General features: G+C 43.4%; 25 protein-coding genes. 14 read left to right on the forward strand and 11 right to left on the reverse strand.

Features of this window, described 5'->3' with window-relative positions:
* Positions 1-26 precede the first annotated feature (26 nt).
* A complete protein-coding gene (locus tag LEP1GSC050_RS15560; protein WP_010568664.1) occupies positions 27-1160 on the forward strand; it encodes an AraC family transcriptional regulator in 1134 nt (377 codons plus the stop codon).
* Here LEP1GSC050_RS15560 and LEP1GSC050_RS15565 read toward each other — a convergent pair.
* Positions 1157-2500, reverse strand: a complete 1344-nt coding sequence (locus tag LEP1GSC050_RS15565; protein WP_010568665.1) for a peptidoglycan recognition protein family protein — start codon at positions 2498-2500, stop codon at positions 1157-1159. The two genes, LEP1GSC050_RS15560 and LEP1GSC050_RS15565, sit on opposite strands and share 4 nt — an antisense overlap.
* On the reverse strand, positions 2494-3078 hold the full coding sequence (locus LEP1GSC050_RS15570) for a hypothetical protein (protein ID WP_020987186.1): 585 nt from the start codon (positions 3076-3078) through the stop codon (positions 2494-2496). Before LEP1GSC050_RS15570 ends, LEP1GSC050_RS15565 begins: the two co-directional genes overlap by 7 nt.
* 76 nt (positions 3079-3154) lie before the next feature.
* Between LEP1GSC050_RS15570 and LEP1GSC050_RS21005 the strand changes: the two genes are divergently transcribed.
* Positions 3155-3322: a hypothetical protein gene (locus tag LEP1GSC050_RS21005; RefSeq protein WP_010568667.1), complete on the forward strand. Its 168-nt coding sequence runs from the start codon at positions 3155-3157 to the stop codon at positions 3320-3322.
* A 302-nt stretch (positions 3323-3624) separates the two neighbouring features.
* Here the strand turns inward: LEP1GSC050_RS21005 and LEP1GSC050_RS15575 are convergent, their stop codons facing one another.
* A complete protein-coding gene (locus tag LEP1GSC050_RS15575; protein ID WP_010568668.1) occupies positions 3625-4434 on the reverse strand; it encodes a tetratricopeptide repeat protein in 810 nt (269 codons plus the stop codon).
* A 35-nt stretch (positions 4435-4469) separates the two neighbouring features.
* On the opposite strand from LEP1GSC050_RS15575, the gene ribH reads away from it, so the two are divergent.
* From ribH to LEP1GSC050_RS15600, 5 genes are all read left to right on the forward strand, one after another.
* On the forward strand, positions 4470-4931 hold the full coding sequence (gene ribH / locus LEP1GSC050_RS15580; RefSeq protein ID WP_010568669.1) for a 6,7-dimethyl-8-ribityllumazine synthase: 462 nt from the start codon (positions 4470-4472) through the stop codon (positions 4929-4931).
* Positions 4932-4934: 3 nt separating this feature from the next.
* A complete protein-coding gene (gene nusB / locus LEP1GSC050_RS15585) occupies positions 4935-5399 on the forward strand; it encodes a transcription antitermination factor NusB (RefSeq protein ID WP_020987251.1) in 465 nt (154 codons plus the stop codon).
* Positions 5347-7416, forward strand: coding sequence for a tetratricopeptide repeat protein (locus LEP1GSC050_RS15590; protein WP_010568671.1), 2070 nt, complete (start codon positions 5347-5349; stop codon positions 7414-7416). Before nusB ends, LEP1GSC050_RS15590 begins: the two co-directional genes overlap by 53 nt.
* A gap of 89 nt (positions 7417-7505) precedes the next feature.
* Positions 7506-8744: a HEAT repeat domain-containing protein gene (locus tag LEP1GSC050_RS15595; RefSeq protein WP_010568672.1), complete on the forward strand. Its 1239-nt coding sequence runs from the start codon at positions 7506-7508 to the stop codon at positions 8742-8744.
* A gap of 73 nt (positions 8745-8817) precedes the next feature.
* Positions 8818-9456: a hypothetical protein gene (locus LEP1GSC050_RS15600; protein ID WP_020987252.1), complete on the forward strand. Its 639-nt coding sequence runs from the start codon at positions 8818-8820 to the stop codon at positions 9454-9456.
* 35 nt (positions 9457-9491) lie between these two features.
* On the opposite strand, the gene LEP1GSC050_RS15605 is transcribed toward LEP1GSC050_RS15600, so the two are convergent.
* Positions 9492-10460, reverse strand: a complete 969-nt coding sequence (locus tag LEP1GSC050_RS15605) for an MBL fold metallo-hydrolase (protein ID WP_010568674.1) — start codon at positions 10458-10460, stop codon at positions 9492-9494.
* Between the two features lie 3 nt (positions 10461-10463).
* A complete protein-coding gene (locus LEP1GSC050_RS15610; RefSeq protein ID WP_010568675.1) occupies positions 10464-11081 on the reverse strand; it encodes a TetR/AcrR family transcriptional regulator in 618 nt (205 codons plus the stop codon).
* Positions 11082-11149: 68 nt separating this feature from the next.
* Here LEP1GSC050_RS15610 and LEP1GSC050_RS15615 point away from each other — a divergent pair, with 68 nt between their 5' ends.
* From LEP1GSC050_RS15615 to LEP1GSC050_RS15625, 3 genes are all read left to right on the forward strand, one after another.
* Positions 11150-11887: an alpha/beta hydrolase gene (locus LEP1GSC050_RS15615; RefSeq protein ID WP_020987310.1), complete on the forward strand. Its 738-nt coding sequence runs from the start codon at positions 11150-11152 to the stop codon at positions 11885-11887.
* Complete coding sequence (locus LEP1GSC050_RS15620; protein ID WP_010568677.1) at positions 11884-12723, forward strand: bifunctional helix-turn-helix domain-containing protein/methylated-DNA--[protein]-cysteine S-methyltransferase; 840 nt, start codon at positions 11884-11886, stop codon at positions 12721-12723. The genes LEP1GSC050_RS15615 and LEP1GSC050_RS15620 overlap by 4 nt, the downstream gene beginning before the upstream one ends.
* Positions 12724-12868: 145 nt before the next feature.
* Positions 12869-13693, forward strand: coding sequence for an LA_3696 family protein (locus tag LEP1GSC050_RS15625; protein WP_010568678.1), 825 nt, complete (start codon positions 12869-12871; stop codon positions 13691-13693).
* On the opposite strand, the gene LEP1GSC050_RS15630 is transcribed toward LEP1GSC050_RS15625, so the two are convergent.
* Both LEP1GSC050_RS15630 and LEP1GSC050_RS15635 read right to left on the reverse strand, forming a co-directional pair.
* Entirely contained in the window at positions 13676-14317 is a 642-nt protein-coding gene (locus LEP1GSC050_RS15630) for a hypothetical protein (protein WP_010568679.1), read from the reverse strand. The two genes, LEP1GSC050_RS15625 and LEP1GSC050_RS15630, sit on opposite strands and share 18 nt — an antisense overlap.
* Positions 14295-14912, reverse strand: a complete 618-nt coding sequence (locus tag LEP1GSC050_RS15635) for a DnaJ domain-containing protein (RefSeq protein WP_010568680.1) — start codon at positions 14910-14912, stop codon at positions 14295-14297. The genes LEP1GSC050_RS15630 and LEP1GSC050_RS15635 overlap by 23 nt, the downstream gene beginning before the upstream one ends.
* Before the next feature lie 144 nt (positions 14913-15056).
* On the opposite strand from LEP1GSC050_RS15635, the gene miaB reads away from it, so the two are divergent.
* Genes miaB through LEP1GSC050_RS15650 form a run of 3 tightly spaced genes read left to right on the forward strand, consistent with a single transcriptional unit; the run spans position 15057 to position 19091 of the window.
* Positions 15057-16406, forward strand: coding sequence for a tRNA (N6-isopentenyl adenosine(37)-C2)-methylthiotransferase MiaB (miaB, locus tag LEP1GSC050_RS15640; RefSeq protein ID WP_040911771.1), 1350 nt, complete (start codon positions 15057-15059; stop codon positions 16404-16406).
* Positions 16403-18181, forward strand: a complete 1779-nt coding sequence (locus LEP1GSC050_RS15645) for an LptF/LptG family permease (RefSeq protein WP_010568681.1) — start codon at positions 16403-16405, stop codon at positions 18179-18181. The genes miaB and LEP1GSC050_RS15645 overlap by 4 nt, the downstream gene beginning before the upstream one ends.
* 52 nt (positions 18182-18233) lie before the next feature.
* Positions 18234-19091, forward strand: coding sequence for a hypothetical protein (locus LEP1GSC050_RS15650; protein ID WP_040911406.1), 858 nt, complete (start codon positions 18234-18236; stop codon positions 19089-19091).
* Positions 19092-19116: 25 nt separating this feature from the next.
* On the opposite strand, the gene LEP1GSC050_RS15655 is transcribed toward LEP1GSC050_RS15650, so the two are convergent.
* Together LEP1GSC050_RS15655 and LEP1GSC050_RS15660 are read right to left on the reverse strand one after the other, a co-directional pair.
* Positions 19117-19938, reverse strand: a complete 822-nt coding sequence (locus LEP1GSC050_RS15655) for an FcpA-related putative periplasmic flagellar protein (protein WP_010568683.1) — start codon at positions 19936-19938, stop codon at positions 19117-19119.
* A gap of 61 nt (positions 19939-19999) precedes the next feature.
* Positions 20000-20953 (reverse strand): lysophospholipid acyltransferase family protein, encoded by a 954-nt coding sequence (locus LEP1GSC050_RS15660; protein ID WP_010568684.1) that lies wholly within the window; start codon positions 20951-20953, stop codon positions 20000-20002.
* A 596-nt stretch (positions 20954-21549) separates the two neighbouring features.
* Between LEP1GSC050_RS15660 and LEP1GSC050_RS15665 the strand changes: the two genes are divergently transcribed.
* Entirely contained in the window at positions 21550-21996 is a 447-nt protein-coding gene (locus LEP1GSC050_RS15665) for a methylglyoxal synthase (protein ID WP_010568685.1), read from the forward strand.
* Between the two features lie 404 nt (positions 21997-22400).
* Here LEP1GSC050_RS15665 and LEP1GSC050_RS20685 read toward each other — a convergent pair whose 3' ends face one another.
* Together LEP1GSC050_RS20685 and LEP1GSC050_RS15670 are read right to left on the reverse strand one after the other, a co-directional pair.
* Positions 22401-22793 (reverse strand): hypothetical protein, encoded by a 393-nt coding sequence (locus tag LEP1GSC050_RS20685; RefSeq protein ID WP_010568686.1) that lies wholly within the window; start codon positions 22791-22793, stop codon positions 22401-22403.
* A 10-nt stretch (positions 22794-22803) separates the two neighbouring features.
* Positions 22804-25218 (reverse strand): TonB-dependent receptor, encoded by a 2415-nt coding sequence (locus tag LEP1GSC050_RS15670; RefSeq protein WP_010568687.1) that lies wholly within the window; start codon positions 25216-25218, stop codon positions 22804-22806.
* Positions 25219-25665 lie beyond the last annotated feature (447 nt).

Raw genomic sequence — 25665 nt, forward strand, 5'->3', positions numbered from 1 at the left:
CGTTCTTTTTTTTTAAACTACCGATCATGTTAAATTATGGGTTGGGGGTTGCGATCATCTATTTTGGATCCGGACTTTCATTTCTACTCGCTTTCCAGCGCATTCTAACGCGACAAAAGGGGCGAGAGGATAGGCTGGCGACGGTTTTATTTGCAGCTTTAGGTATTATTCTATTTTCTTCGGGCAATGTCGTGAGAGAAGTGGACCAGACCTATCCACATTCTATTTTTCTATTGCTTACCTCTTTTTCAACAATCGGTCCCCTGACTCTTTTATACACGCATTCCCTCCTTTACCCTAATCAAGCGCTCGATCGCGACGTCCGATTGCATTTCATCGTTCCGGGGATTTTTCTGATCCTGGAGGTTTTTTTCTTTGCTAGACCGATTCCGGTGATAATCGAAGATTTAAAGGATTTTAGGACGATTCGATTTCGACATTACTTGGCCTTTTCGTTCCTGATAACTACCCTGCTAACTACGGGATATTTCTTAGTCCGTTATCGTATGTTATTAACCGTATTTTCCGTAAAGGAAATCCGCCCTCAAATCCGTTTTATTTTGACTTTAGCCACCGTTACGGTTTGCGCGATGTACTCTCTCATTTTCGGATTTATGGCAGGTTTGAATGGTCTCTTTGAAATCGGGGGAATGCTCGTTACACTAACCGTTATCTTGCTCTTTCTCGCCCCCGCTAGATATCCTAATTTTTTTGCGCCTTTGACGCGCGAAGTTCGCCGAAAAAAATACGAAAAATCCCTGTTAGTCGGATTGGATTTAGCCCTATTAGAGTTGCGAATGGATGAGTTGATGCGAGAAGGGAAATTGTACAGGGACCCGGATCTAACCCTGCATAGCCTTGCCGACGACCTGGAAATCAAGCCTTATCAGCTTACGGAATTTTTGAATGAACATTTACAAGTAGGCTTCTACAATTATATTAACCGGTTTCGAATCGATGAAGCCGTTGCCTTACTTTCGGAAAATCCCGAAAAGGACATTCTCTCTATATGTTATTTTGTCGGATTCAATTCGAAGTCTTCGTTTAATGATGCGTTTCGGAAGATGACGGGCAAAACGCCGAGCCAACTTCGTCGCACACGATTCGAGAAAAATAAAGTGTCACCCAAATCTCGGGTCGCGAAGCCTGTCGAACTTTAGGGTTGGAATTCCGTAAAAAGCAAGATCCAATTATCGCTGTTTCTGTCCTGCCAATCTTTCTCCGAATAAAATTTGCCTCCGACCAGGTCTAGAATCTTTTTCATATACGGTTCGCCTGGATCAAAATCTTGCGCGTCCAGGAAAATCGAACCTCCCCATTTCTTCTTTGCCTGAGTATGAGAATACACTCCCTTTAGCAGCTCGATTGCCTTGTTGTCCAAAGGGAAATTATATTTTTGCGAAAGCTCTTTGACGAGTTTGGCGACCGCCCCCGATTGAAGCGGATTCGCTAAGAGCATTTCGGTGTCTTTGCCTACGATCTCGACTTGGAAGCAATTTCTATTCGTTCCAGTCGCGGCAGCGGCCATATGCAAGTGGTGATCCAAAAGCTGATAGACTTTTCCGTCTTTATCAGCAAGGAAAGTCGCTGATAAATTCCGTTTTTCTAATACTTTTAAGGTAAGATTATAGTCAGGAATCGCGGTAAAATGCAAAACCACACAATCCGCAGTGATTGCACCTCTATAATTATATCGTAGCCGACGTTCTTCCGGGAGGAGACCGTCTTTAGTTTTTTCTATGGATTCTAATTCCGCTTTCGGAGTGAGAGTAACTCCTCTCCCTCTATCGTATGTCGGTTCTAATTGTTCCCCGGTAGGTCCCGAAAAAGGCCTTTCTTTTCTCAATACCCAATCGGGACCGAATCGGTCTTTCCATTCCGGCTCCGAGTAATATTTTCCTCCCGATTCTTCCAAAAGTGCCTTGATTACGTTTTCATTTCCGCAATCGCCTCCGTCCAGAAATCGACCGAATCGTTTTTTAGCCTGAGTATGAGTGAAAATTCCGTTTCTGGAATCTATATCATAATTTGTGAATGAGATTTTGTATTCTCTCGCAAGTCTTTGGACCAAATTGAATAACGCCTTTTTTTGCGTGGAACGTTTGAGTATGTCTTCGCGGTTGCCTTCCCAGGCAATATGAATCGCGTTCTCGTCCATTTTCGGCGAGGCTTTCAGCTGGATTTTTCCGGCTTCTTCCACCCCGTAGATTTTTCCGTTTTTATCTACCAGATAATGAACAAGCCAACCTCCCGTAACACTCTTGCGGATATACTCCTCCGAGTTAAGTCCTCTCGTATGGTGAAGTAATATTCCTTTTGCACGACTATTCCAACGATTCGATACTAAGTTTCCGAAATGTTCCGTAGCGGGAAGAAATGTTTTCATCGGCAGGACCGATTCCGTCGCAGAGGGCATTGATGGTTGAGAGTCTATGGATTGTTCCGATGCGCAATGATAGAATAGAATTGCGAGTATAAAAGCGTATTTACGATTCAACATCCTTTCTCCCTTAGTTTTTCCTTTAATAAGGAAAGGTCCGATCTTACCCGCTCTAACACAGCTTTCGACTTAGTGTGTCGGTTTAAAAGATCCTTATATTCTAATATTGAATGTTTCTTTTCCTTCTCTAACGCCAGCTCGGGCTCCATAGGAAGGTATTCCAATTCCCGAAAGGCAGCTTCGGCGTCCGTTCGGATTCGAGTCCAGACCGAAGAGAAGGATGAGAAAACTTCCTTTGGGAGTTTTTCTCTCGAAGATTTTAGTCGATCCTCTATTTGCGGGAGATCAGTTCTTAAAAAATCTCCCAATGCCTGAGAATCCTGGACAAGTTCCTCCAGAATATTACGTAGATGAGATTCCACCGCATTTGCTTGATTTCGCATGGCTCTTCGGGCCCGAATCGTAATGCGCAAAATCGCGGCGGAAGCTAGTAAAATCACAATCACAAAGACGACGAAGGAAAATTTGGAGTGAATCCAAAGGAGTACGGGAGACTCAAACCATTCCGGAAAAAAAAGACCGGCGGTCCCCGTTCCTAAAAGTAAAAGAACAAGAACACTTAGGAAAATCCGTTGCATTTCCTTTCTCATTTCCTGCAAGGAATTCTCCCTGTCAAGGTCAAGACGATGCCCCCCGGAACCGAAACTAATATGGATGGATGCTCTGCCGAACGAATTCCCTACTCGATCTTCTAAGAAGAACCTACCAAAGGTTGTAAATTTAGGATTTTATAGAATTAAAAAGACCTTAAAGGAAGAAGGTTTTGAAGTAGTGGAGAAGCCCGACGGAAAAATCACCTTGGTTTTGAGAATCAAGGAATAGAAGCAAAACTCGAGCTTACTAAACGGGTCCCCTCTCGATATTCCATAATCTAAAATCGATCTCTCCGCACTTTTGCGCGAATCTTGTCAAAGTTTTGCGAAATCCCCACCCTTCCTGGGCGGGGGCTGGTGCGGTGGTACCCCGGTGCCACGGAATGCCGTATTTCACAAAATTGATAGTTCTTCAACGCTATTTTATTTAGAAAAATTGTGTGAGCTCCAACAGAATTTGAAAGTATTTTCCGGTTGAACGCCGAGGAGAAATTACCGAGGAGGACGGGGAAGTTCTCTTGAACTAAGATTTTACTCGCCTAAGTTCGGTAGATCCTCCGAAAATTCCTTCTGTTCTTTTTTCTTAGGGATTAAGCTTTCCTTACAAGATTTACTCACGAGAGAATCGATCTTTTCTTTTTCCGGAGTCTTGGGCATAATTCTTAGGTAGATTCGATAATTTCGGATCGCTCCCGGACAGTAACCCGCTTTTAAATATAGACTTCCTAGCAGTCTTCGAGCTCCCGGATGCGAGGGTTCGTGTTCGATCAATTTATTGGCCAGTCGCATGGCCTTTTCCGGATTTGTCTGAACGATTTTTCTAGCCTCCTCCCAGTTGGGTAGGAGTTCATCCTCGTACAGACGATAGAGATGGTCGTTCCCCATATCGAATACTTTGAATACTACGGTATCCTGGGCGCCGCTTCGACAAATTCCATACCATATATCTTCCTGATTTTCGGTGATTTTGTTTCCACGGATCGTAACCAACTCGGTTCCGTCTAAACAACCTGCCATCTTATAGATGTCCTTCATTGCTGCAGGTGAAGCTGCCATTAATACCCGGGCATTATTGGAATAAAATGCGATGTCGTCTTCCGGCAGCGCGTCTTCCGGGTTTGCGGTGTTCGGCGTATCGTTGAAGACCCTAAGCTTGATGGAAGACTCCAATACCCAGCCCGGTAATTCCAAGCTCTTAATAAAGGAATCATTGGGTTTCCAGATAGATTGAACGGAAGCGCAGGAGGAGAAATAACAAAGGAAAATGCCGAATCCGATCTTTGATAAAGGGAAGAATTTGAAGAATCGAGTCTCTTTTCCGGTTGCCACAGAGGGTAACATGTGTTTTTTCGATAATAGAATCAACTAGGAAACCGATGCCTAAGGAACTCAAAGCAAAACTTAACGGTACAGGTCAAAAGCACTGTATCATCGTGTCCCGTTTTAACGAATTTATTGTGGAAAGTCTTTTGAAAGGAGCGACGGAAGCTTTACTTGCAACCGGCGTCGAAGACAAAGACATTACTATCGTCCGGATTCCGGGCGCATACGAGTTTCCTCTTGTCGTTTCTAAAGCTGCCTCTTCCAAGAAATACGACTCCATTATCTGTTTAGGCGCCGTGATTCGCGGTGCGACCGCGCATTTCGATTACGTTGCGGGAGAATCCGCCAAGGTCGGTTCAATCGGAGTTCAATACTCTCTCCCGGTGGCTTTCGGAATTCTGACTACGGATACTATCGAGCAAGCCATTGAGAGGGCCGGGACAAAAGCGGGTAATAAAGGTTATGAAGCCGCTCTGACTGCCGTTGAAATGGTTAATCTGTTGGCACTACTCTAATCCATGTCCACTTCCCGCAGGAAGTCCAGAGAGATCGCTGTAATGGCGCTTTATCAGCTGGAATTAGTAAAACCGCCCTTATCCGAAGTTCTGAAATTCAAATGGTACGACAAAAAAATCGAAAAGGATGAGAGGGATTTTGCCGTTTCGATTATAAATGGGGTTGTGAAAAACGGCGAGGCCATCGATACTCTAATCAAGAAGTACTCGAGGAATTGGGATTTTGAAAGAATTTCCCCGGTGAATAAGTGTATATTGCGCTTATCCATCTACGGGCTGCTTAACTCAATGGAAATCCCGCCTACAGTCGTAATTGACGAAGCGGTTGAACTGACCAAAGAGTTTGAGAGCGAAAATTCGGTTCCGTTCATTAATGGAATCCTGAACTCCATCCTTCAATACGAGACCAACCGACATGGAAAACCCGATCCGAAAAAACCGGATCTTCCTGGAGACGGAAGAGCCTAAAACCTCAGCTTATTACGGTGAGGAGCCGGATGAATTTCGGCCCCGTCGTTCTTATAATAAATTAGCCTTTTTCTGGGGTGCGATGGTACTCTTAGTGCTTCTCGCATTCTTGGCTGCTGGTTGGTATTATTACACTCATCGTCAAGGAGACTTGGCGGGTGGAAGTTTTTCCGGAAGCAAAGATTTACTGGCACCGAAAGGAGATATCAGTAGACTTTTGGAAAGACCGTATCTTCCGGAAGGCAGCGCTAATCCTCAGTTAACCAAATGCATCAATCTTTATAAAGAGAGATTCACTCGACAGGCTTTCGATTATTGTACTGAATTTTTAAACGGACCTTCAACCGAGCAGGAGAAGTCGGTCGCGCTTACGGTTCTTGGAGTTATTCACGACGAGGCAGGGAGATTTCCCCTCGCGATCGAACGCTTACAAAAAGCGGTACTCTTTGACCCGAAAAACGTCCATGCGTATTATAATCTTACCATAGCCTATAAGCATAACGGTCAATTTGCGGATGCAAGATCCACCGCGATGAAAGCCAAGGAACTTGCCCCCGACGATCCACGGATCGCTCTTTTGGCCGGGAATTTATTCAATGAAATCAACGATCCGGACGCGGCCATTGACGCTTATAAGAGAGGATTATCCGCCGCTCCCGATGATCCATATCTAACCTATAATTTAGCCGTAAGCTATTTTAAAAAAGGAGAACTTCCTCAGGCCGAAGAGCAATTCAAACTGGTTATTCTCAAATCTAGAGGAGGAAAGTTATCTGCTCTTTCTAGTGCCTACCTGGGAAACATCGCTTATAATCGCGGGGACTACGGCTCTGCTGAACATTATTTTAGGGAAGCCGCGACTCTTTCTCCTAACGACGCAAAAGCATTGTATAATCTTTCCGTGGTACTAAAAAAGAACGGAAAGATGGAAGAAGCGTTAAAATATCTAGAGATGGCCAAGCTGGCCGGCGCCTCGGATCCGGAGATTTTCAGATCCATCGCCGAGTCATTCGAACAATTAAATCAAGGAGAGCAATCAATAGACGCTCTTCACAAAGGTCTAAAATACAATCCGAATAACTTAGATTTACTTTTTCAATTGGCGGAAACGTATTATAATAGAGGCGATTTGCTTGCCGCCGAAGAAACGTACCGAAGAATCGTAGACTCGACACCAGGAGACAGCTTTACCGAAACGGCTCTAATTAATTTAGGCGTAGTTTTGGATCAGATGGAACGGTATGGAGAAGCCGTAACGTATTTGAATCGAGTGTTGGACATCAACCCTAAAAACGCGAAGGCCTATTATAATCTAGGTTTGGTATACAAACATACCGGTAACGGAGTACAAGCGATCGAAAATTTCCGTAAATCGGCCTATTTGGATCCTACCGATATCAAGCCTAAGGAAGCCTTAGGGGATTATTATTTAGAAAATAAATTCTATCGGGAAGCGATCGAAGAATATTCCGCTTTGTTTAAGCAGAAAGAGGACTACTATAAAGTGGCCCTTAAATTAGCGGAAGCTTATGCCGGTTCGAATCAAACTTCTAGTGCGGAAAAAATTCTATTACAAATATTGAATCAATCCAAGAATAGCGCCGAATTGCAGCAAGCTCATAAGAAGCTGGCCTTACTCTACAACAAGTCAAAGGATCCGGATTTACGAAATCGGGCAAAGGACGAAGCTTATCGATCCGCACACATGGATCCGGACGATTACGAAGGGCGTTTAGTTCTAACGAAGATACTCTTAGATTCAAATTCGATTTTGGATCGCGAAAAGGCGATCGAGGAATTAACCGCTATCGTTCGTTCCGAAGTGAAGCCGAAAACTGCATCGACAGCTTACAATTATCTAGGCGTGGCTTATTATAAGAATGGAGAATATAAAAAGGCCGTTCGATCGTTTCAAAACTCCATCGATTTGGATCCTTCCAACACCGAAGCATACGATAATAAACGTGCCGCTTCCGCCGCGTTAGAAGGCTCTTCTCAACGGGAGGGAGTTTTCTGAGACGGATTCTTTTCCTTCTCTTTTTTTGCTTCTTCGTCGTTACTTCCTTCATACATTCGGAGGAGGTAAAAGATCTGTTCAAAGAAGATGTGTTATCCGGCGGAAGAAAGCAGGTTAGATCCATCCAAGAGATCCGCAGCCGCGCAAGATTGGATCTGATTCGAGAACTGCCTCGAATTCTTTCCAACCCGAATTCTAGAGAAGATACTCAGTTTGCGATACTTGGATTATTCTCCGAAATCGACGAATTGGATTCGCTTGCACCGAATTGGAGCGCCGAATCGGAGGTATTATTTAAAATAACGAAGAACGTCGAATTACAAAAGAGAATCCTAGAACTAGCCGAAAAAAAGAAGGAAAAAAGACTGATCTATGCCGTGATTACCGGCCTCACTCATACGGACTACGAGCTCAGACAGATTGCATATCGATGTGTTCAGAATATGAAAGACGATCGCGCAATGCCGAATGTCTTGGATTTAGCTAATTCTCCAAATCCGATTTATAGGGAGTACTTTTTGGAATCTTCCGTTTGGATTAAGGACGAAAGGGTCCAAAATTTAATAAACAAATTCTCCTCCGATGAAAGTCCGGCTTTGAGAAGAAAATTTATTTCCATATTGCAAAAGAACAATCTCCAAGATACCCGCGGTTTAATTCCGAAGATGGCGGCAAGCGACGAAGATGAGGATGTTCGTCTGCAAGCGTTGGAGATCCTGAAAGACAGAAAAAATAGGCAGTATATTTCCTTATTTTATAAAGGGATCACCGAACAAAATCACGATCTTCGTGCCGTATGCGTCGAGGCTTTGTTCCCCTTCATCGACAAGTCGGGAGCAAAGGCCGTTTCGGAACAATTATCTAGAGAGACCGTAAATAGCCTAAAAATTAGATTGATCGATCTATTGCTTGAATTGGGGAACCACGGAGGAGGACAGGGGCTGATTACCGTTTTAGAAAATGATAAAGAACCTTTTTTGCGATCCAAGGCGGCTGAAGCCGTTGGCAAACTCGGGTTTAATCCCGGTTCGACCGATTTAAAAAGAATTCTGGATAAAGAGAAGAACATCGACGTAAAACTTTCCATTCTAAGAGCAGTCGGTGATTTGAAAGAAAAGACGACGGTTCCCGCCCTGATAACATTCGCTTCCAATAAGAAAGAGAAACTCGCGTTACGCTTGCAAGCAGTAGATACGATTCGAATTATTGGTGATCCGGAATGTCTGCCCGGACTGTTCGATGCCTATGTTTTCGAAAAAACTCCCGAGGTTAAACAGGAACTGGAACGAGCGACTCGGGAACTTTTGCTCATTAAAACAGCTCGATAGAATTTGCGACCTCATCGATCAATCCGTTTTAAAAGTTATGCGCGATACATTCTCGATTCTTTACCGACACCGTATGTCTGCGAATGCAATCTTAATTACAATTCTATGCATAGTATGCGTTACTTGCAGAGCTAATCTTCGTACATCCTTTGAAGATCTACCGATTGAAAACGAATTTAGGAAAGGCGTCCCTGATGGAAAAGACTGGAACGGATCTTATTTGGTTACCGCCTCCGAAGTATGGGCAGACAAATTAAAAAGAGTTCTTTCGGATCCGAATAATTTTTCGCGACCGGACTTCGATAGAGATCATATTCAAGAAGGCTTTTCGGAATTAGAACGGCTTGGAAAGCGGGCTTTTTTGATTACGATTCGTCCTAAATTCGGCGGGCGAGAAGTCACCGAATTAGGAGAGACGGGCGTTAGACTTGGAACCTGTGATGCGATCGACAAGTTGGAATTCCCTTACACGTACTTAGTTTTTCCTGAGAGTTGGTTTTATAGGTTGGAGAGATATCCTAAAAACCCTGGTGAAAGCTATGCTACGCTAATAAAACCCCGTAAAAAAGCCCGACCTTATTATGAGGAAGAAACGAGAAGAATCGTCGCAACATTTCAAAAAAGTTGCGTTTCACCGGGCGAAAATAAACTGGAAGTTCAAATTCTAGGATATGAACTTTTACTTTTCCGTTTTATTTTCCAATATGATTGATTGAATCGCTTCTTCGAGTTCCGATGATCGAATGTTTATCGATTCCAATTTGGGAAGAATCCAAACTTCTCCTGGACAGTTGCGTCGTGAGCGGGTACGATCTGTAATTTCGGATAACGCGAAAGTAGTTGATGAATCTTCTCCAATTCTTCTCCTAAAAGATTCGGATCGTTATCGGCTATCCATCGCGACGCCCTAGGCTTGTGTGCTGGGAAAACGAATCCTTCTTGGGACCAGGTGGTATCTCCGGTAAAAAGATATCTGCGATTTCCGGAGAGATTTAAGAAGGCTCCGACGGAACCGGGTGTGTGTCCTTGGATAGGTACAAAAACCAGGCTTCCGTCTCCGAACCAATCCTTACTGCTTTCGTAGTTCTCGTAGGGTCCGTCAGTAAAGAATATTTCCGCCCAATCCACTGCTTTGCCGGAAAATTGGGAAGCTATGTACCCCTTCTTTTGTCCGTCGTACGACGAAGCGAAGTCTTTTTCCGCCGAAGTAGCGTAAATTTTCGCCCAAGGAAAATCCTTGATTCCGCTTGCGTGATCCCAATGTAAATGGGAAAGAAATATGGATCGGATTTTACGAGAATCAAAGCCGGCCTCTTTCAATTGATTTATCGCAGGACGATCGTTTTTATAAGCGAGCAACGGTCTTTTATAAAAAGCGTGTTGTTGAAATTCTTCGGCGACATGAGTCCCCAATCCGGAATCGAAAAGAAGGGTTCCATTCGGATGCTCTATCAATACGGCAGTATGAATTATTTTACGTTTTTTGAATATTGAACCGCCTTCCACTATAAAAGCTTCAAGGGTGGTTCCTTCTCCGGTTTTAATGAACGAAAAACGAATCTCGGGTCTATAGTTCTCTTTGAAAATCCGAGGATCGGTTGCGACGTGGGAGACTTCGGGATCGGACGGAACTGCCAATCTCGGAAATCCGAGAAGGTAGATTTGAGTCGAGATAAGGACCATTAGAACGATTAGTATTATTTTCAGCGGTTTCATAATTTATTCCTCTGCATTCAGTAATTGTTTTGCGGCTTTTGCCGCGGAACGAAGCGGGCGAACGTCTCTACTCGTTCTGGATAGTAGTATCGCTCCTTCCATTAGCGAAAGTAAGACTAAGGAAAGTTCCCTTGCGCGAGCTTTTCCGTATCCGGAATTTCTCAGGAAAAGTTCCAATTTAGCATTCCAATTTTTGAATATATTTTGACAGACTTCGTTTACCGCTCCGTTTTCCGAAGCGGTTTCGTTTGCAGTCGTGGAAATAGGACAACCTTTGGAGAAATTAGAGGCGATCAGTTTCGTTTCAAGAGATTGCAATATATTCTCGATACCGTTTGCGGCATTTCTGGAATTTTTCAATACACGCTGGAAAAAATCCCCCATTTCCTCGCCCGAGCTTGACAAGGCTTCGGTCGCTAATTCCTCTTTGCCCCCCGGAAAATGAAAATAAATGGATCCTTTCGGAGCTCCCGAGGCCTCGACGATATCATTCAAACCGGTTCCGGAATAACCTCGTATTTCCAAGGCTTCGGCCATTGCTCGGATCATTCTGTCCCTGGATTTTTCCCCTTTTTCACCCATAAAGCCATTGAATCCATAAATAAATAGACCGGTCAACATAAAAATATCCCCTTCAAAATAGCAGGAACCGGGTTGAGAACCCTCTCTTGGCGGTGTACTCTCCATTTATGGAAAGAAAAGTGGTTATTGCACAGGGTTTATGGTGCCGGAGCAGCTTATACGTTCCGATGGCAAAGAAGTTTCAGGAAAGAGGATATTCTTACTCGATCCCTGAATTACGAAATACGGAGATAGGAGAGGACGGAAATATCATCTCCGATTCGAATCGATATCTGGAAATATTGCAAAAACATAGTAATGATTGGAAGAACACGATTTTGATCGGTCATTCGTTCGGAGGGTTATTGGCTCAAATCATTGCCGCTAGGGTAAAACCTAAGGCCTTGGTTCTACTCAGCTCTGTCGTTCCGATAAGATACAATCGACCTGGATTATATGCGATCGCATTCGGAATCTATTTAACGTTTATTTCCAAATTTTTTACGAAATCATCCCGGCCGAGTCTAATCGGATTCTCGACCTGGATCTACCAATGTTTGCCTAGTCAAGAAAAGGAGGATTTATATCCTTTCTTTTTGAATGAGAATCCTTATGTAGTGCGGGAATGTGTTCTTCCCGGAAGAATTTCTCGGATAGCATATAAGTCCAAGTCCGAGATTGAATGCCCCGTTTTCGTGGCTGCGGCAGCTAGAGATAGAATCGTAAACGTAGAATCTTTAAAAAACTTTGCCGATCGATACGGTGCCGGTTATAAGGTTTACGAGAACACATCTCACTGGATGATTACGGAAAGTTCCATCGGTCAAATCGTGAGCGACATTTGCGATTGGTTGGACAAAAAATGAACGCAAAGAAGTCGGCGGAGTATTACGAAATGGTCGCGCGAGTGATCGAATATATCGATTCGGTTTTTCCGGAACAACCTGATGTTATCGAATTGGCCTCGGTCGCCGGATTATCGGAATATCATTTTACTCGAATTTTTTCGGAATGGGCAGGTTTACCGCCGAAACGGTATCTACAATTTCTAAGACGGGAATACGCCAAAGAGATATTGCAAAAAAGTTCGAATTCTCTAGATGCGGCGCTTTCTCTCGGGATGAACGGGACCGGAAGGCTACATGATTTATTCGTGACTACAGAGGCCGTAACGCCGGGACAATGGAAGACGAACGGAAAGGATTTAAAGATTCGTTATGGATTTCACCCGAGTCCGTTTGGAAAAATGTTCGCGGCAAAAACCGATAAGGGAATATGTGAATTACACTTTGTGGACGATCTAACGATCTCCGAAATCGACCAGACTTTTCGTAAAAAATGGGAAAACGCGGAGCTCATCGAAGACGCGACTGCGACGCAGGAGCTCGACGAATTGTTTGAACCTTCTCGAAATAGAATAAAAATTCATCTCTTCGGAACGAATTTCCAAGTAAAGGTATGGGAAGCATTAATGTCGATTCCGGAAGGTTCTCTGATTTCGTATGAGGACCTTGCGGAACGGACAGGTTCGAAGCAGTCGGTTCGAGCGGTCGCCTCTGCAGTTGCTAAAAATCCACTAGCCTATTTGATCCCTTGTCATCGGGTTATTCGTAAAACGGGGGTTTTGAATCGATATAGATGGGGAGCCACTCGAAAAGCGGCCATCATTGCGTATGAGGCCGCAAAACTCGAGAAACTTTAGTACGGAATTGTGATTCCGATATTGGAGAATCATGATTCCTTAATATGTGAATAGTTCCTAAAAAAGAACGATCATTTCACTTCTTTCGTTACCTGAATTTGAAGAAAAAGTAAAAAACTTGCAAACTTCATTCAGGAGAAGTAAAATGATTTCTGCGCAAGACATTCCGAACCGATTGAAAGACTGCTTGGGGCCGGACGAATTGAATCAGTTCACCGATCTATTGAACCATGCATTTGAAGCTGAAGCAAAATTTTTAGAAAGCCAGGTTTCGAATGATTTCATTAAATCAATTGCGGAAGAGTCGGGGAAATTACGGTTCGAAATGCAGCAATCATACTTAGATGTAGGCCGACAATTCTTGGACTTTCGAGAAAACGTTCAGGAGGGCTTTGCAAATATTGAATCAAAAATTAAGATTCTTCACGCTCAAGTGATGGAGAAGTTCGCATCAACTGATGTAAAGATTGAAATTCAGAGAGCTGATATGAATGAGAGATTTGCACGGACTGACGTGAAGATCGAAATACTGCGATCGGATATGAATGAAAGATTTGCGCAGACTGATCTGAAAATTGAAATACTGCGATCGGATATGAATGAGAGATTTGCATGGACTGATGTGAAGATCGAAATACTGCGATCGGATATGATCGAGAGATCCGGCCAGACTGATTTAAAGATTGAAACACTACGAGCTGATATGAATGAGAGATTGGCGCAGACTGATCTGAAAATCGAAACTCTTCGGTCGGATATGAATGAGAGATTCGCACGGATGGATATAAAATTCGAAACCTTTCGGACAGAAATTCGAACCGATATTGCAGGTTTGAAAGTCGACATCCATTCTGCCATTGTTAATCAGACAAGATGGATTTTTACAAGCCTATTAGGGTTAGCGGCGATAATGCCCATCATCTTCAAATTTGTAGATAAGATATTGCGCTATTTAGATGTATTGCTTTAGATATTCTTTACCTTTTAAATGACTCGGGTATAAGATCGGAAAATCATTGCCTGTTCTTTTACGCCAGCGCCTGTACGCTTTGCTCGAATCCCAATAGACTTCGTATTCGGATTCCAACCTAAAGAGAAGTTTTTCCCAAAAAAGGAAATGGTTGTCTATAAATTCCTGGCGAATATCCTTTTCATGAGACGTTAGCGGGCATTTAGAAGTGAATTCTTTCATGAAAACTAATCCGACGATCACTCCTCTTGTATCCAAATAAGGTTCTAAGGGAAATGTACGGCAACTAATGGAGCGATTTTCCCTTTCACAATGTGCAACGCCTTTGCATTCGCAAAACGTAATTTTTCTTTGGTCGTATTCGGCGAATTCTTTTTTTTCCTCCTTTGTACCGGGAACGTATTCCTTCCAAAGGTCCGTTCTTTCGGAAAGCATTTCATACTCGGATTTATATAAGGCTGGGAGTGCGTTATCCGCTTGGCAGCAAATGGGAATCCCCCCGTTGGTGGGGGCACATAAGGAACCGCAATTGTATTCGGTTACTTCTTCTTGCAGTAGGGAATAATAATATTCGACTTCTTCCCTTGTGAGTGCTTTCGGGTCAAGCTTGGCGGCTCTCTTCATCGATCTCCTGTTCTCTCTTTCTTTCTCTTTTCGATAACACCCGATTCAAGTAAAGAACCCGGAAGAAAAGGTAACCCCCTGCCATTAAACCGGAAGAAAGAAGGAGACCCCACTTACGATAGAAAAGGTCGGAATTGGATGAGAGCCAACTGTTTTTTTGAAAAATAACGAGTATCAGCGATACGATCATCAGAAAGCTAAAACAACCTAGGAAGAAAAGCGTGGTATTCCGAAGAGACCAAAGCTTGTCTTCCCGTTCGTATTTAAGGAGTAGGAACTGTCGGTATAATCTTTGGTATTCTTTCGGTGTCGTAATTTTCTGGATTTCGAAGTATTGTTCGAATTCCTTTGGAACTCCGTTCGGGTCCAATAATACTAATTCATAATCTAAAGAACCGTCATAACGTTTTCTTCGAACAGGATCGGAAAGAAAATAGTATGCTTCCGCGCCTTCTCTTAAGGCTTCCGTTCTCCAGGGATACCACATGTTCATGTCTAAGGAAGAAATATAGTTATCGAACGCTTCTTCGATATCGTTTTTTTCGGCGTCTCGAGGCAGTCCCAATAATCCGTAATAATCTGCCTTTCGGTTCATAACTATACCTGCGGTAATCGATCCTTGGTTTTTCCGTTTCTTCCGATTCTGCCCGATTCGATAAGATTAGGAAACGATTTTTCAATCGGGAAAAGAGTCATGAAATCCCCTTTACACACGATTTCTACCTCAAAAACTCGTCTTATGAGCGTAATAGAAGCTGCGGTCAAAGCCGGTAAGGTTTATATAGAGACCTACGGCTGCCAAATGAACGAATACGATTCCGGAATCGTAGCTAGTTTAATGCAAGGCGCTCAATATGAAACGGTTTCCGATCCTGAGGAATCCGACGTCATCTTTTTGAATACTTGTGCGATCCGTGAGAATGCGCATGCTAAAATCTACGGTCGTTTACAAAGTCTAGGTTATTTAAAAAAAAGAAATCCTTCTCTCGTCATCGGAGTTCTGGGCTGTATGGCTCAAAATCTCGGGGAGGATTTATTCCACCAGGAACTTCCTTTGGACCTAGTGGTCGGGCCTGATAATTATCGCACCTTGCCGGATTTAATTTCCAGGATTCGAACGGGGGAACAATCCGTTTCTCTAACTCGGCTTTCCAAAATCGAAACCTACGACGAAATCGAGCCAAGGGTAGTTAACGGAGTCCAAGCTTTCGTTACGATTATGCGCGGCTGCAATAACTTTTGTACTTTTTGCGTCGTTCCTTATACGAGAGGTCGGGAAAGAAGTAGGGACCCGCAATCGATCGTAAGGGAGACCAGAGATTTGGTAGCCCAGGGCGTGAAACAACTAACGCTCCTGGGTCAAAATGTAAACTCATATAAATTCGAAGACGTCGACTTTGCCGGTTTAGTACGTTTATTGTTAAACGAAACGGAAATCGAGAGAATTCGTTTCACGTCGCCTCACCCGAAAGATTTCCCCTTGCATTTACTCGAGTTGATGGCGGAGAATCCCAGATTTTGTCCGAACATACATTTACCTCTTCAATCCGGAAATACCGAAGTCTTAACGAATATGAAGAGAGTTTATTCTCGGGAAGAATTTCTGGAAGTCGTTGATCGAATTAGAGGTTATGTACCTCACGTTGGATTGACTACGGATATCATAGTCGGATTCCCGGGAGAAACCCACGAGCAGTACGAAGAAACTCTCGATGTGGTCAGGAAAGTCGGCTTCGACATGGCGTTTATGTTCAAATATTCGGAGAGAGAGGGGACGATCGCCCAGAAACGATATCCGGACGATGTATCCGAAGAAGTAAAAGGGGAACGTCTTACGAAGCTGGTCGATTTACAGACTGCGATATCTTTGGAACAGAATCAGGCGCGGATCGGAAAAACATATTCTATTCTAATCGAAGGAATATCGAAGAAATCCGCTAACGAAGTCAGTGGTAGAACTCCTTGCGGTCGCATGACCGTCTTCCCGATTCCCGAAGGCGAGGATTCCATATCGATGATAGGTCGGTCCGTTTCGGTTACGATCGTTTCTGCTACGAGTGCCACCCTAAAGGGAAGGATCCTTGCTTGAAAAAAACTTCCCCTTCACCAAAGGGGAAAGGTGCTTCGGCCCAATCCTCTACAAATAGCAAGTCGCGCTCAACTCGAAAGGGAAGTACGGAAGTCTTTGGCGTAGAGGCAAAAGGCAAAGTCGGAAAAGGTACGGATCTACGATCAGTTAGAGTTCATAGCGTCGCCGATCTTCCTCCTGGATTTTATGTTCATACGGACCGGGAAAAATTTTGGAGATGGTTTCCCATTTTAGATCGTTATATCTTATCGGAGATCGTTCCTCCGTTTTTCGTTTCCCTTCTATTTTTCACTACAGTCTATATGGCTCTCGCTCTTCAAAAGATGATCGGTCTTTTCGTCGGGAAAGGCGTGGACCCTCTTCGTTTATTGGATTATTTCGGTTACCTCTTGGGAAACATCATGCCGATGACCATTCCGATGGCCTGTCTGATGAGCGGGGTCATGGCTGCGGGAAGATTATCCGGAGATTCCGAAATCACTGCGATTCGTTCTGCGGGCATCAGCTTCTCTCGAATCTACGTCGTATTTCTCATTTTCGGAACGGTCATGGCGCTGGTTGTGGGATATCTGAATTTTTATCTTTCTCCGGAAAATACCAGGAAAATGGAGGAATTCAATAAATGGGTTATGGCTTATAATCCTCTTCTTGCAATGACTCCAGGCCAATTCAGCGGGGATAAGACGCAAGGTCTCTTTGAAGAAAAGGGGCGGACCATGTATACCGAGGGAGTTAATCCCGAAACCGGAGAATTGAGCGGAGTTCAAATTCGAGAATGGACGATTTCTCTTGAAGGTGACGAGTACTTTTACATAGGCACGACGGCGATTCCGATGGGTGGTTCCCGCCTTTCTCAAATTATCGCCGCCAAAAAAGGAACCCTCGTTGAAAAAATGGGACCGAACGGAGAATTCGAAAAATCGATCCGATTGAAGGGCGGTTGGATCTTGGAATGGAATCAGGATAAGAAAGGATTCTCCGTCTATGACCTACGCAACGGGGAAATGGATTATAATATTCCCAAAAAGGAAGAAAAGAAAACATTAGAGCTGAACGTGAGTCCCGAAACATTTACCATGCCTGTGTTGATCTCCATTCGAAATAGCATCGAAAGCGAAGGGTTGGAAAACATTCCCGGATTAGAAATACTGCACGAAATGGGGTTGTCGATAAAGGGAATCGGCGGTTTGAAAGCGATGGTGACTCAGTTGCAGATCGATGTCATTCAAACCGCGCAGGATCCGACCATTTCCGCTTCCGAAAAAACCCAGAAATTTTCGATTCTGACACAGCTGGATGCATTACTTAAACAATCTAAAAAAGTGCTGGCGAAATTTAATGTGGAGATCCATCGGCGGATTGCGATGCCGATTTCTTGTTTAATTTTTTCAATTATCTCTCTTCCGCTCGGTTTAGTCGTGAAACGTTCCGGAAAAGGGATGAGTTTCACGATGGCTGTGGTTTTAATCATAATTTACTGGGGTTTATTCACCGTTGGCAGCAATGTCTCCGATAATAGTAAGTTTCCGGTTTGGCTCGGTCCCTGGGCAGGCAACATCGTCGTTACGATCATTAGCTTAAATATCATGCTAAAGAGAACGGATATGCGATTGCCTTTACCTGTTATGAAGTTTTTTGCAAGAATCGGGGAGAGACTTTCGCCCGTCTCCGATTTCCTGGCTCGGAGTTTCCGGTATTTGGAACCCCTAAAAACGAAATTGACAGTGGTACTCAAGAAATTATCTTTATGGAGAAACCGGGAAGGAAGGGGTTAGCCTTGAGCCCGGCAGAATCCGAAAAATTTGGGTTCCGTCACCTTTAAGACGCATGCATAGGGGGCAGTCGGCTTTGAAAACCGCAAATATATGGCATATCACCTCCGGAGCGGAATTCCCCGTCCATATCTGGAAGCATCCCCGTATCAATATAGAATTGCGCAAAGTGGTTCTCAAGGATTATAAAACGATCGAATTAGATCCACAGGATATCAATGTCTTTTATGTAAATACCCAGATCAAAGAATGGAATGAGATTAAGGACGATTTCTTGAAACGTTTCGAACTACATCCGTTCGTCGCTTTAATCATTATCGTTTCACCCGATGCCGAGGAGATTTTTCCGAAACTGTCTCCTAAGGGTAAGTCGGAGGTCCTGGAAAATCCCGTCCAACCTAGGACTCTACGCATCATTTTAGATAGAGTCATTCAAACTGAATTTTTTAAATTGATCGCTAACGAAATCGGTAATAGCTGCTTGGCTAATGTAGGTTTCTTTGAAGGCGTTTTCGAACTGGCTAATAAAGAATATCAAGATGCGCATAAAGCGAACGCTGCTTTACACGCCATCTTAGAGTTTGAAGCCAAGATAAAAAAGAACAACGAAGACATTAATAAGGCGATCGAGAGAGTCAACGAGCTTAAAAATCAGGAACTGCTTACGCTGCACGAACGTCTAAAAGTTTCGGAAATTATCGACAATCTAAAAACGCTGGAATTGAAGCATGCATTGGAGTTGAGAAAAGCGACTGAGCGCGCTCTCGAATATTCCAGTATCGAAGAGATAGAAATGAATCGGATTCTGGAAGCCCAAACGAAATTATTTGCCTATACCGAACAGGAGATACGAGAGTTAGTCGAGGAGAATAAAAGACTTCGTAAGGAATTGGGTCTTCCAGAGCATACCTGATACTCGACGGAATGCTATACGGGTTCTAATCTCGAGCGAGTAGCTCCATTACTTTTTTAAATTCGTAGGAATTTTGACCGTACTTGAGTTCGGCGTAAAGAATTCCGTGTTTTCTTCTTAAAGATAGATAAGATTGAGCGCTATCCTCATCCTTACTTTTTTTTGCAGCCAGATAAAGTCTTTCATAGCAATGCGCGAGGAGTTGGTGAGGTTCCGGTTCTCCGTTGAATTTCGGATCTAAGTCGATATACTTCTCCAGAAAACCGGCCGATTGAACGAAATTTTTCATCGCATATTGATGTTTGATTAATTCGCGATAGACTCCGGCCTGAATTTCTAAAAAGGAACTCGTTTGCTTAATGTTCGGGTTTTTAACTTTATCAAGATTTTGAGATGCCATTGCGAGTAGGCTGATCGTCTCCAATCTTGCCCGAGCGAGATCCCGATTCAAAACCCTATCGAAATTTTCGAGTCTAGTTTTTCTTTGCCAATCATATCGTTCGGAATCCAATGATTTTGCTTCTTCGTCTTTTCTTCTTCGATCGATCGCAAAGCTTGTTTTTCTAAATGCATCTAGAGCTTTTCCTAATTCTTCACCGGCTTTCTTTATTAAGGATTTTGAATTATCTTCGGAAAAATTACCGAGAAAGTCCAAATCATGAAACTCTAAAGGATTTTCGCTCCAAGGTCCTTCGTTCGCGGATTCCGGAATTAGCATTTCCAGCCTTTTTTCCGGAAAGCGGTCATGCGGATCCGATTCCCCTAATATGCAAAACAAGGGGATTATAATAAAGAGAATGAGACTTTGCTTTTTATTGGGCAAGCTTAGCGAACGAAAATGGCGCATTCATAAATAAGATCGGCGCATAGCGGATAAACATAAGCTCGAAACTATGTTTCCCCGCATTTTAAGATGATAAACTTTTCGGTTGAGTCTTCCATCTGCGGTGGACCCAAAAGTACTGTTCGGGTGATTTCCTGATTTTAGTTTCCAATACTTTCGTCCAGATTTCGGTAGTTCTCCTGATCATATCCTCTTTCGTTTCTTCTGGCAGCTTTACAGGAATTCCTAAATCCTCACAAGTGATTTCGAATTTTCCCTTACCTATATACTCCGTGGTATAAAAGACCAGTGGGACTTTTGCTATATAGGACATCACTGCCGGACCCTGATGTGTCGAAGCCGGTCTATTTAAAAACGGAATGAAAATCCCGTTATCTCCCGCGTTTTGGTCGGCAAAGAAAGCAAGCCAATATCCATCCTTCAACTTACGAAGTACTTCCGTCGGCCGATCGATCGGAATCGTGACAACCCTACCGTAATTTTGCCTTCTCTTATCCACCCAATTACTAACGTACGGGTTTTTGGCTGGCTTGTATAAAGTGCCTACCTTCGGAAGACGGAGAGGCATATAGACCGCCATGCTCTCCCAATTTCCTATATGACCTGAAACGATCACTACACCACTGCCGGAAGCTTGTATTTCTTTCTCGGTTTTTTCGGATTCCTTATCGTAAGATATGTAGTTTTCATACCAAGCTTTTGGATTTCTTTGCTCGTAGAAAAAACAACCAAGAATCACACCGAGAAATCTGAAATGCTTTCGTACCAATAATAATTTCTCTTTATGCGTCAATTCCGGAAATGCGTAAGATATATTTTGGTAAGCTATTTTGCGATGTTTTTGGGCTATAGGATAAAGCAGTAACATTAATCCCGAACCGAAAAATATACATACCCTATAAGGTAGGAATGAAAATGGGAAAAGGACCGACCGCATGATTAGGTAGGAAACGAAATGTTTAAATTGCCTTATTGCTCTTGCTTTGGATCCGTTTGCCAGTTGCAGTATTTCACTCATGGCTACTTCCAATTCTAAAAACTAAGAAACGGTAACAAGTATTTTGCGATTTTTTTTCCGTTAGACTTCGGTTCAAAAGCAACATAAGGAAAGCATAATTCTGTGCTGCTGAAGTCTCCGTTCTCCCTTGACCTTAGTCTAATAGGTCCGTATCGAAGAATTTCTTAGCCTTGGAAGAAGGGGATTCTCTAATAATTAGCAGAGTGTTTTTGCTCTTCCACCTCGGCCGAATATCGTAAGCGATGAGATGAATTTGAATCTGATATTAGATAGAAATAATATTTTGAATTATATTATCGATGAACGTTTTGCGACCCTTATCGCTTGCGGGTGAGGCGGCTATGCATTCATGTTTTTGTGATCCGACGTAATTCTTTCAGTTATCGGATTCTTGGTTAGTCCGGGAGCTGGTTTTTTGTCGGATCGGAGATAAGGTACTATCCTAATTTGCCTGCGATCGACCTAACGATCGCCTAGGAATCATTCCTGCGTTCAAATATGACTTGTACGAACACGAAAGACTGGAGTTACGGCTTAAAAAAATGATTCCAGGATTGGCTGGCGCTAGAGACCGTGAAATGAAGAGGTAGATCCCGATGCAAACTGCCAATGTTCCTGAGACAAAAAGAATCGTTTTAATAGCGCATGATAATAAAAAGCAGGACCTTGTCGAATGGGTTCTTCTTCATAAAGAAGAGCTACGGCGGCATCATTTATACGGTACAGGGACTACCGGTAAAGTAGTTCACGAAAAGACGGATCTTCCCGTTCATAGATTTCTTTCGGGCCCGCTCGGCGGTGATCAACAAATCGGGGCGAAAATCGTCGACGGTGAGATTGACGTTATGATTTTTTTCTGGGATCCACTCACAGCTCAGCCCCATGACCCGGACGTAAAGGCGCTCCTTCGGATTGCAGTCTTATATAATATCCCTGTTGCAAACAATCGGATCTCCGCGGATTATTTGATTTCCTCGGATTTGCTTTCCTCTTCATACAAAAGAACTTCCATCGATTATAATACGGGACTTCCCATTTATTGACGTTGTCCGTTCTACTTCGAATGAAGAAGATAAGCCGGTTTATATTTTAACGTCCATCCGAAGCAAAAGGCGACCTATAAGCTTCCGGAGGACAGGTCTGGAAGATACAGGAGGAATTTACGGATTCGTCGATCCCGTCCTGATCAAAATTTTAAGACCTATCGAACTTCGACTCATTGACTTTTTAGCTCCGGCTTTGCAAATTGACCCTCCTAATGTTGCCAATATAGGCATTCCGTTCGGCCTTTTCGATTCTCCGAATGCTCTTCCCTCGTTCTCGAACTTACCTTATTTTTTACTATAAATACTTCGTATCGAAAACGGTTTCTTTTGTGACCATACTAAGCTTACATTCGAACTGGGGATTTTTGAATGTAAGCGTCGAATATTCTGTATTTTTAATTTTACTGTCCTTGTGCGGTAAACGCCGCCTGATAAGCGGCGGGCGGACAGGTTTGATAGGTACACGTAAAAGCATTCGGGGACACATTCGCCCAAATCCCGTTCGTAGTTAAGGTCGAACAAGTTATATTATATGAATTTGATTTTCCGGTTCCTGACGGTATGCCCATACAAGTTCCAAGCGGAATATTCTGGTAACAAGTACAGTTCCCTTGAAATGCCTGAGTGTTGGTGCAATAAACGCAGTCCGCCGTTATTTTGCTTTGAACAAGCTCTGAGAGCAGTTCTAGCTTATTGTATCGTTCGTGTTCTCTTTTAGATTGAGGATTATAAGTGCAGTTACCTAAACCGATCGAGAATAGTAGGACGAGGTTGATTATTAAGTATTTCGTCATGATGTTTCCCTCATTTTGAATCTGATATTAATGTAAACGGTATATCGACTTTGAAAGTGATATTAATTCCGGGATTTAACGCGTAAGTAGCGTATCTGCTGAGCGGATTCACATACTTAGTATTGAATAAATTCTGGACTCCGACGTCGAATGTCGCCGAATCCGTTCCGTTGGATAATCCGGGTATTGCGGCTCCGAAGCCCAGATCATAAAGATTATAACCGTGGGACGGGGTTTGGAGTACGCCGACCCGATACTGGGGTTGAACGAAGTTACCGTTTACCGAAAAATAAGGATTCTCTAAACCGAACATTTTATTAGTCGTAAACTTGGTGCCGAATCTCGCCCGGTTGGGAGTCATGTTCGGTAAATTTTTATTTTCCAGGTCGAACAGGATCGATCGGAAGTCGATACCGCCTAGATTCAATAGTATGGAAGGGTCGGGTTTCTTAGTTACGTTTCCTTGAAGTAAATCGATCCCACCGCTTAAAACGAGCCAAGAAGTCGTCTGGTATTGAAAACTGAATTCTCCCCCCGTCAACTGAGCCTTATCTTGTCGATAATTGTAGATTCCGAATCCGGAGATTGGGTCAAAGGCGCCGGTACTTACGGAATAGATGTAATTATTAATATTGTTTTGGAAAGCGCTGAGTTCTAATTGTAGGCGATCCGTCGCATATCTAAGAGTAGTATCATAATTCAGAGATGTTTCCGGCCGAAGAGTGTTTTTACCTAACTCGAACTTGCCTGTCCCTTCGTGAACTCCATCGGCGAATAGTTCAAATTCCGTAGGAGCTCTAAATCCTCTGCCCGCATTTAATGCCAACGAAAAATCCTTGGCAAACTTCCAGAGAGCGCCTAAGGTACCGGTGTTTGCATCAAAGTTTCGTGTTTGTTGAACGACATTCAATGCGGGATTCGTATTCACGCTGATTGATCGTTTATCGTGACGTCCTCCGATAGAAAAGGTAAAATCACCGACTCTCCATTGTTCAAGAAAGAAAAATCCGACGTTATTTAGTTGATCCCCCGGAACCAAAGGATTCGTTCCGATCGTAGCGTTCTTCTGATTCATTCCTTGGAAGCCGATCGTGCCTTTTAATCCTTTCCATTCCTTATGATGAACCTTCGCGTCAAAGGTAGTCGTATCCAAAAAGAGATTTAAGCCCTGTTTGAAGTTATTCGCATTTACCTGGTATATTTCGAACGCTTTTTGAAACTGAGTAAGAGAACTGCCGGTAAGGTCGCTGTAAATCGGGGCGTATCGGTTCTTATCCGGGATTTCTCTTCGATTATTTCGTTGATAGCCCGCGTCGAGTTCTATGTTTATCAAAGGAAGTATAAAGAAAGAATGAATGTGAGTCTTTTGATGCGATAGTTTCTGTAATCCTTTTCCTTGCGGATTGTCCACCGGGTTATCATATAGATCCTGTTCTTGAGTCCGTTGAAAACTGTCAATGTATGCATTTCCCCAGGAGCCGTCTGTCCCGATGGAGGCGCTGATATTTTTTTCGTTCATCCCAGTATTCGGTAATTTTCCGTTTGGAGTCCGGATACCTGATGCTTTTCTTTCATCCGTATGCACCCGATAACCTACGTTCAAATTCTTGTCGTAGCCATATAAGGAGATTGAACCTGCGTCTTGGCGGTTATTCGTAAAACTGTTGGAGGATATATTACCCGCGAGTATTGGTGCGTTGTCCTTTGCGGTCGGCGCCTTGGAACGGATAATATTCACAACACCGCCTAACGCATCCGAACCATAGAGGACCGACGCGGGGCCTCGCACAACTTCGAGCCTGTCGATACTGAACGAGTCGACTTCTACAGTATGATCGTCTCCGAACTGCTGCTCTTCCTGTCTGACTCCGTCGGTCATCACCAAGACCCGTTGCCCGGTTAATCCGCGGATGACCGGTTTTGCAGCCCCCGCTCCGGTAGATAGATTGGCAACTCCGGGAGTATTATCCAACGTCGACATTACGTTTTGCCCTCTTAATCTTTGAAGTTGTCTTCCTTCCACCACGGTAGTCGGCTGGGGAGTCGAAAGGAAATCGGAAGCGGTCGATTTAGTCGTTACGTTGATCGCTTGACTTTCTAAGAAAGTCGGCTTTAAAGTAAATTCGATCGTCTGGTCCGTTCCCCCCACATCTACTCGAATCGTATTCGGTTGATAGTAGGGTGCGATTGCAGTTACGGAATACGATCCTTGGGTCAAGTGCTGGAATTCAAAGTTACCGTCTGCTCCAGTTTTTATTGAAACATTATTTTCACTTAGTACTACCCTTGCGCCTTGGATCGGTTTTCCTGTCGGATCTTTGACTGTTCCTTTTAAGTTTACATCAAGAGCCAAAAGTCCCGTCCAAGGACTTAAAAAAAGCGCAAGAAAAATAAGTTTACCGCTATGTAATTTTTCAGATTTCATTTCTTTCCTATATTGGAAGTTTATAAATAACTAATCTACGAAACCCATGGAATCCTAGATGCGAAAGACGCTCGTTATTTTAAGAAAGAAAAGGAGGGGATCTACCGGGAGTGGATAGATACTGAAAAAGGGGTATATAAATGGATAAAATTGAGCCGTTTATTTCTGAAGAAATTGCTGGAATCTTCTGGGAGAAGTCGTTGTTTGGAGGGGAAGTTTGGCCTCCTGCACGTATATGCATACATAGAGCGCAGAATTCAGCGGAATTTCCGGAATCGGAGGAAGCCAGCTGGCCCAGTATGAAATGAGAGTTTTTTTGATCTTTTGGAAAGAGATGATTGTGAGAAGATGTATAATAGGTTCCAGGCAGAAAAAATCCGAATGATAAAATCGCTATTGCTCGGACCATCCTTTGTTTTTTGAATTTGATCCCCGTCCCCATCAGTT

It is taken from the genome of Leptospira broomii serovar Hurstbridge str. 5399 (genome assembly GCF_000243715.2).
GTDB lineage: Bacteria > Spirochaetota > Leptospiria > Leptospirales > Leptospiraceae > Leptospira_B > Leptospira_B broomii.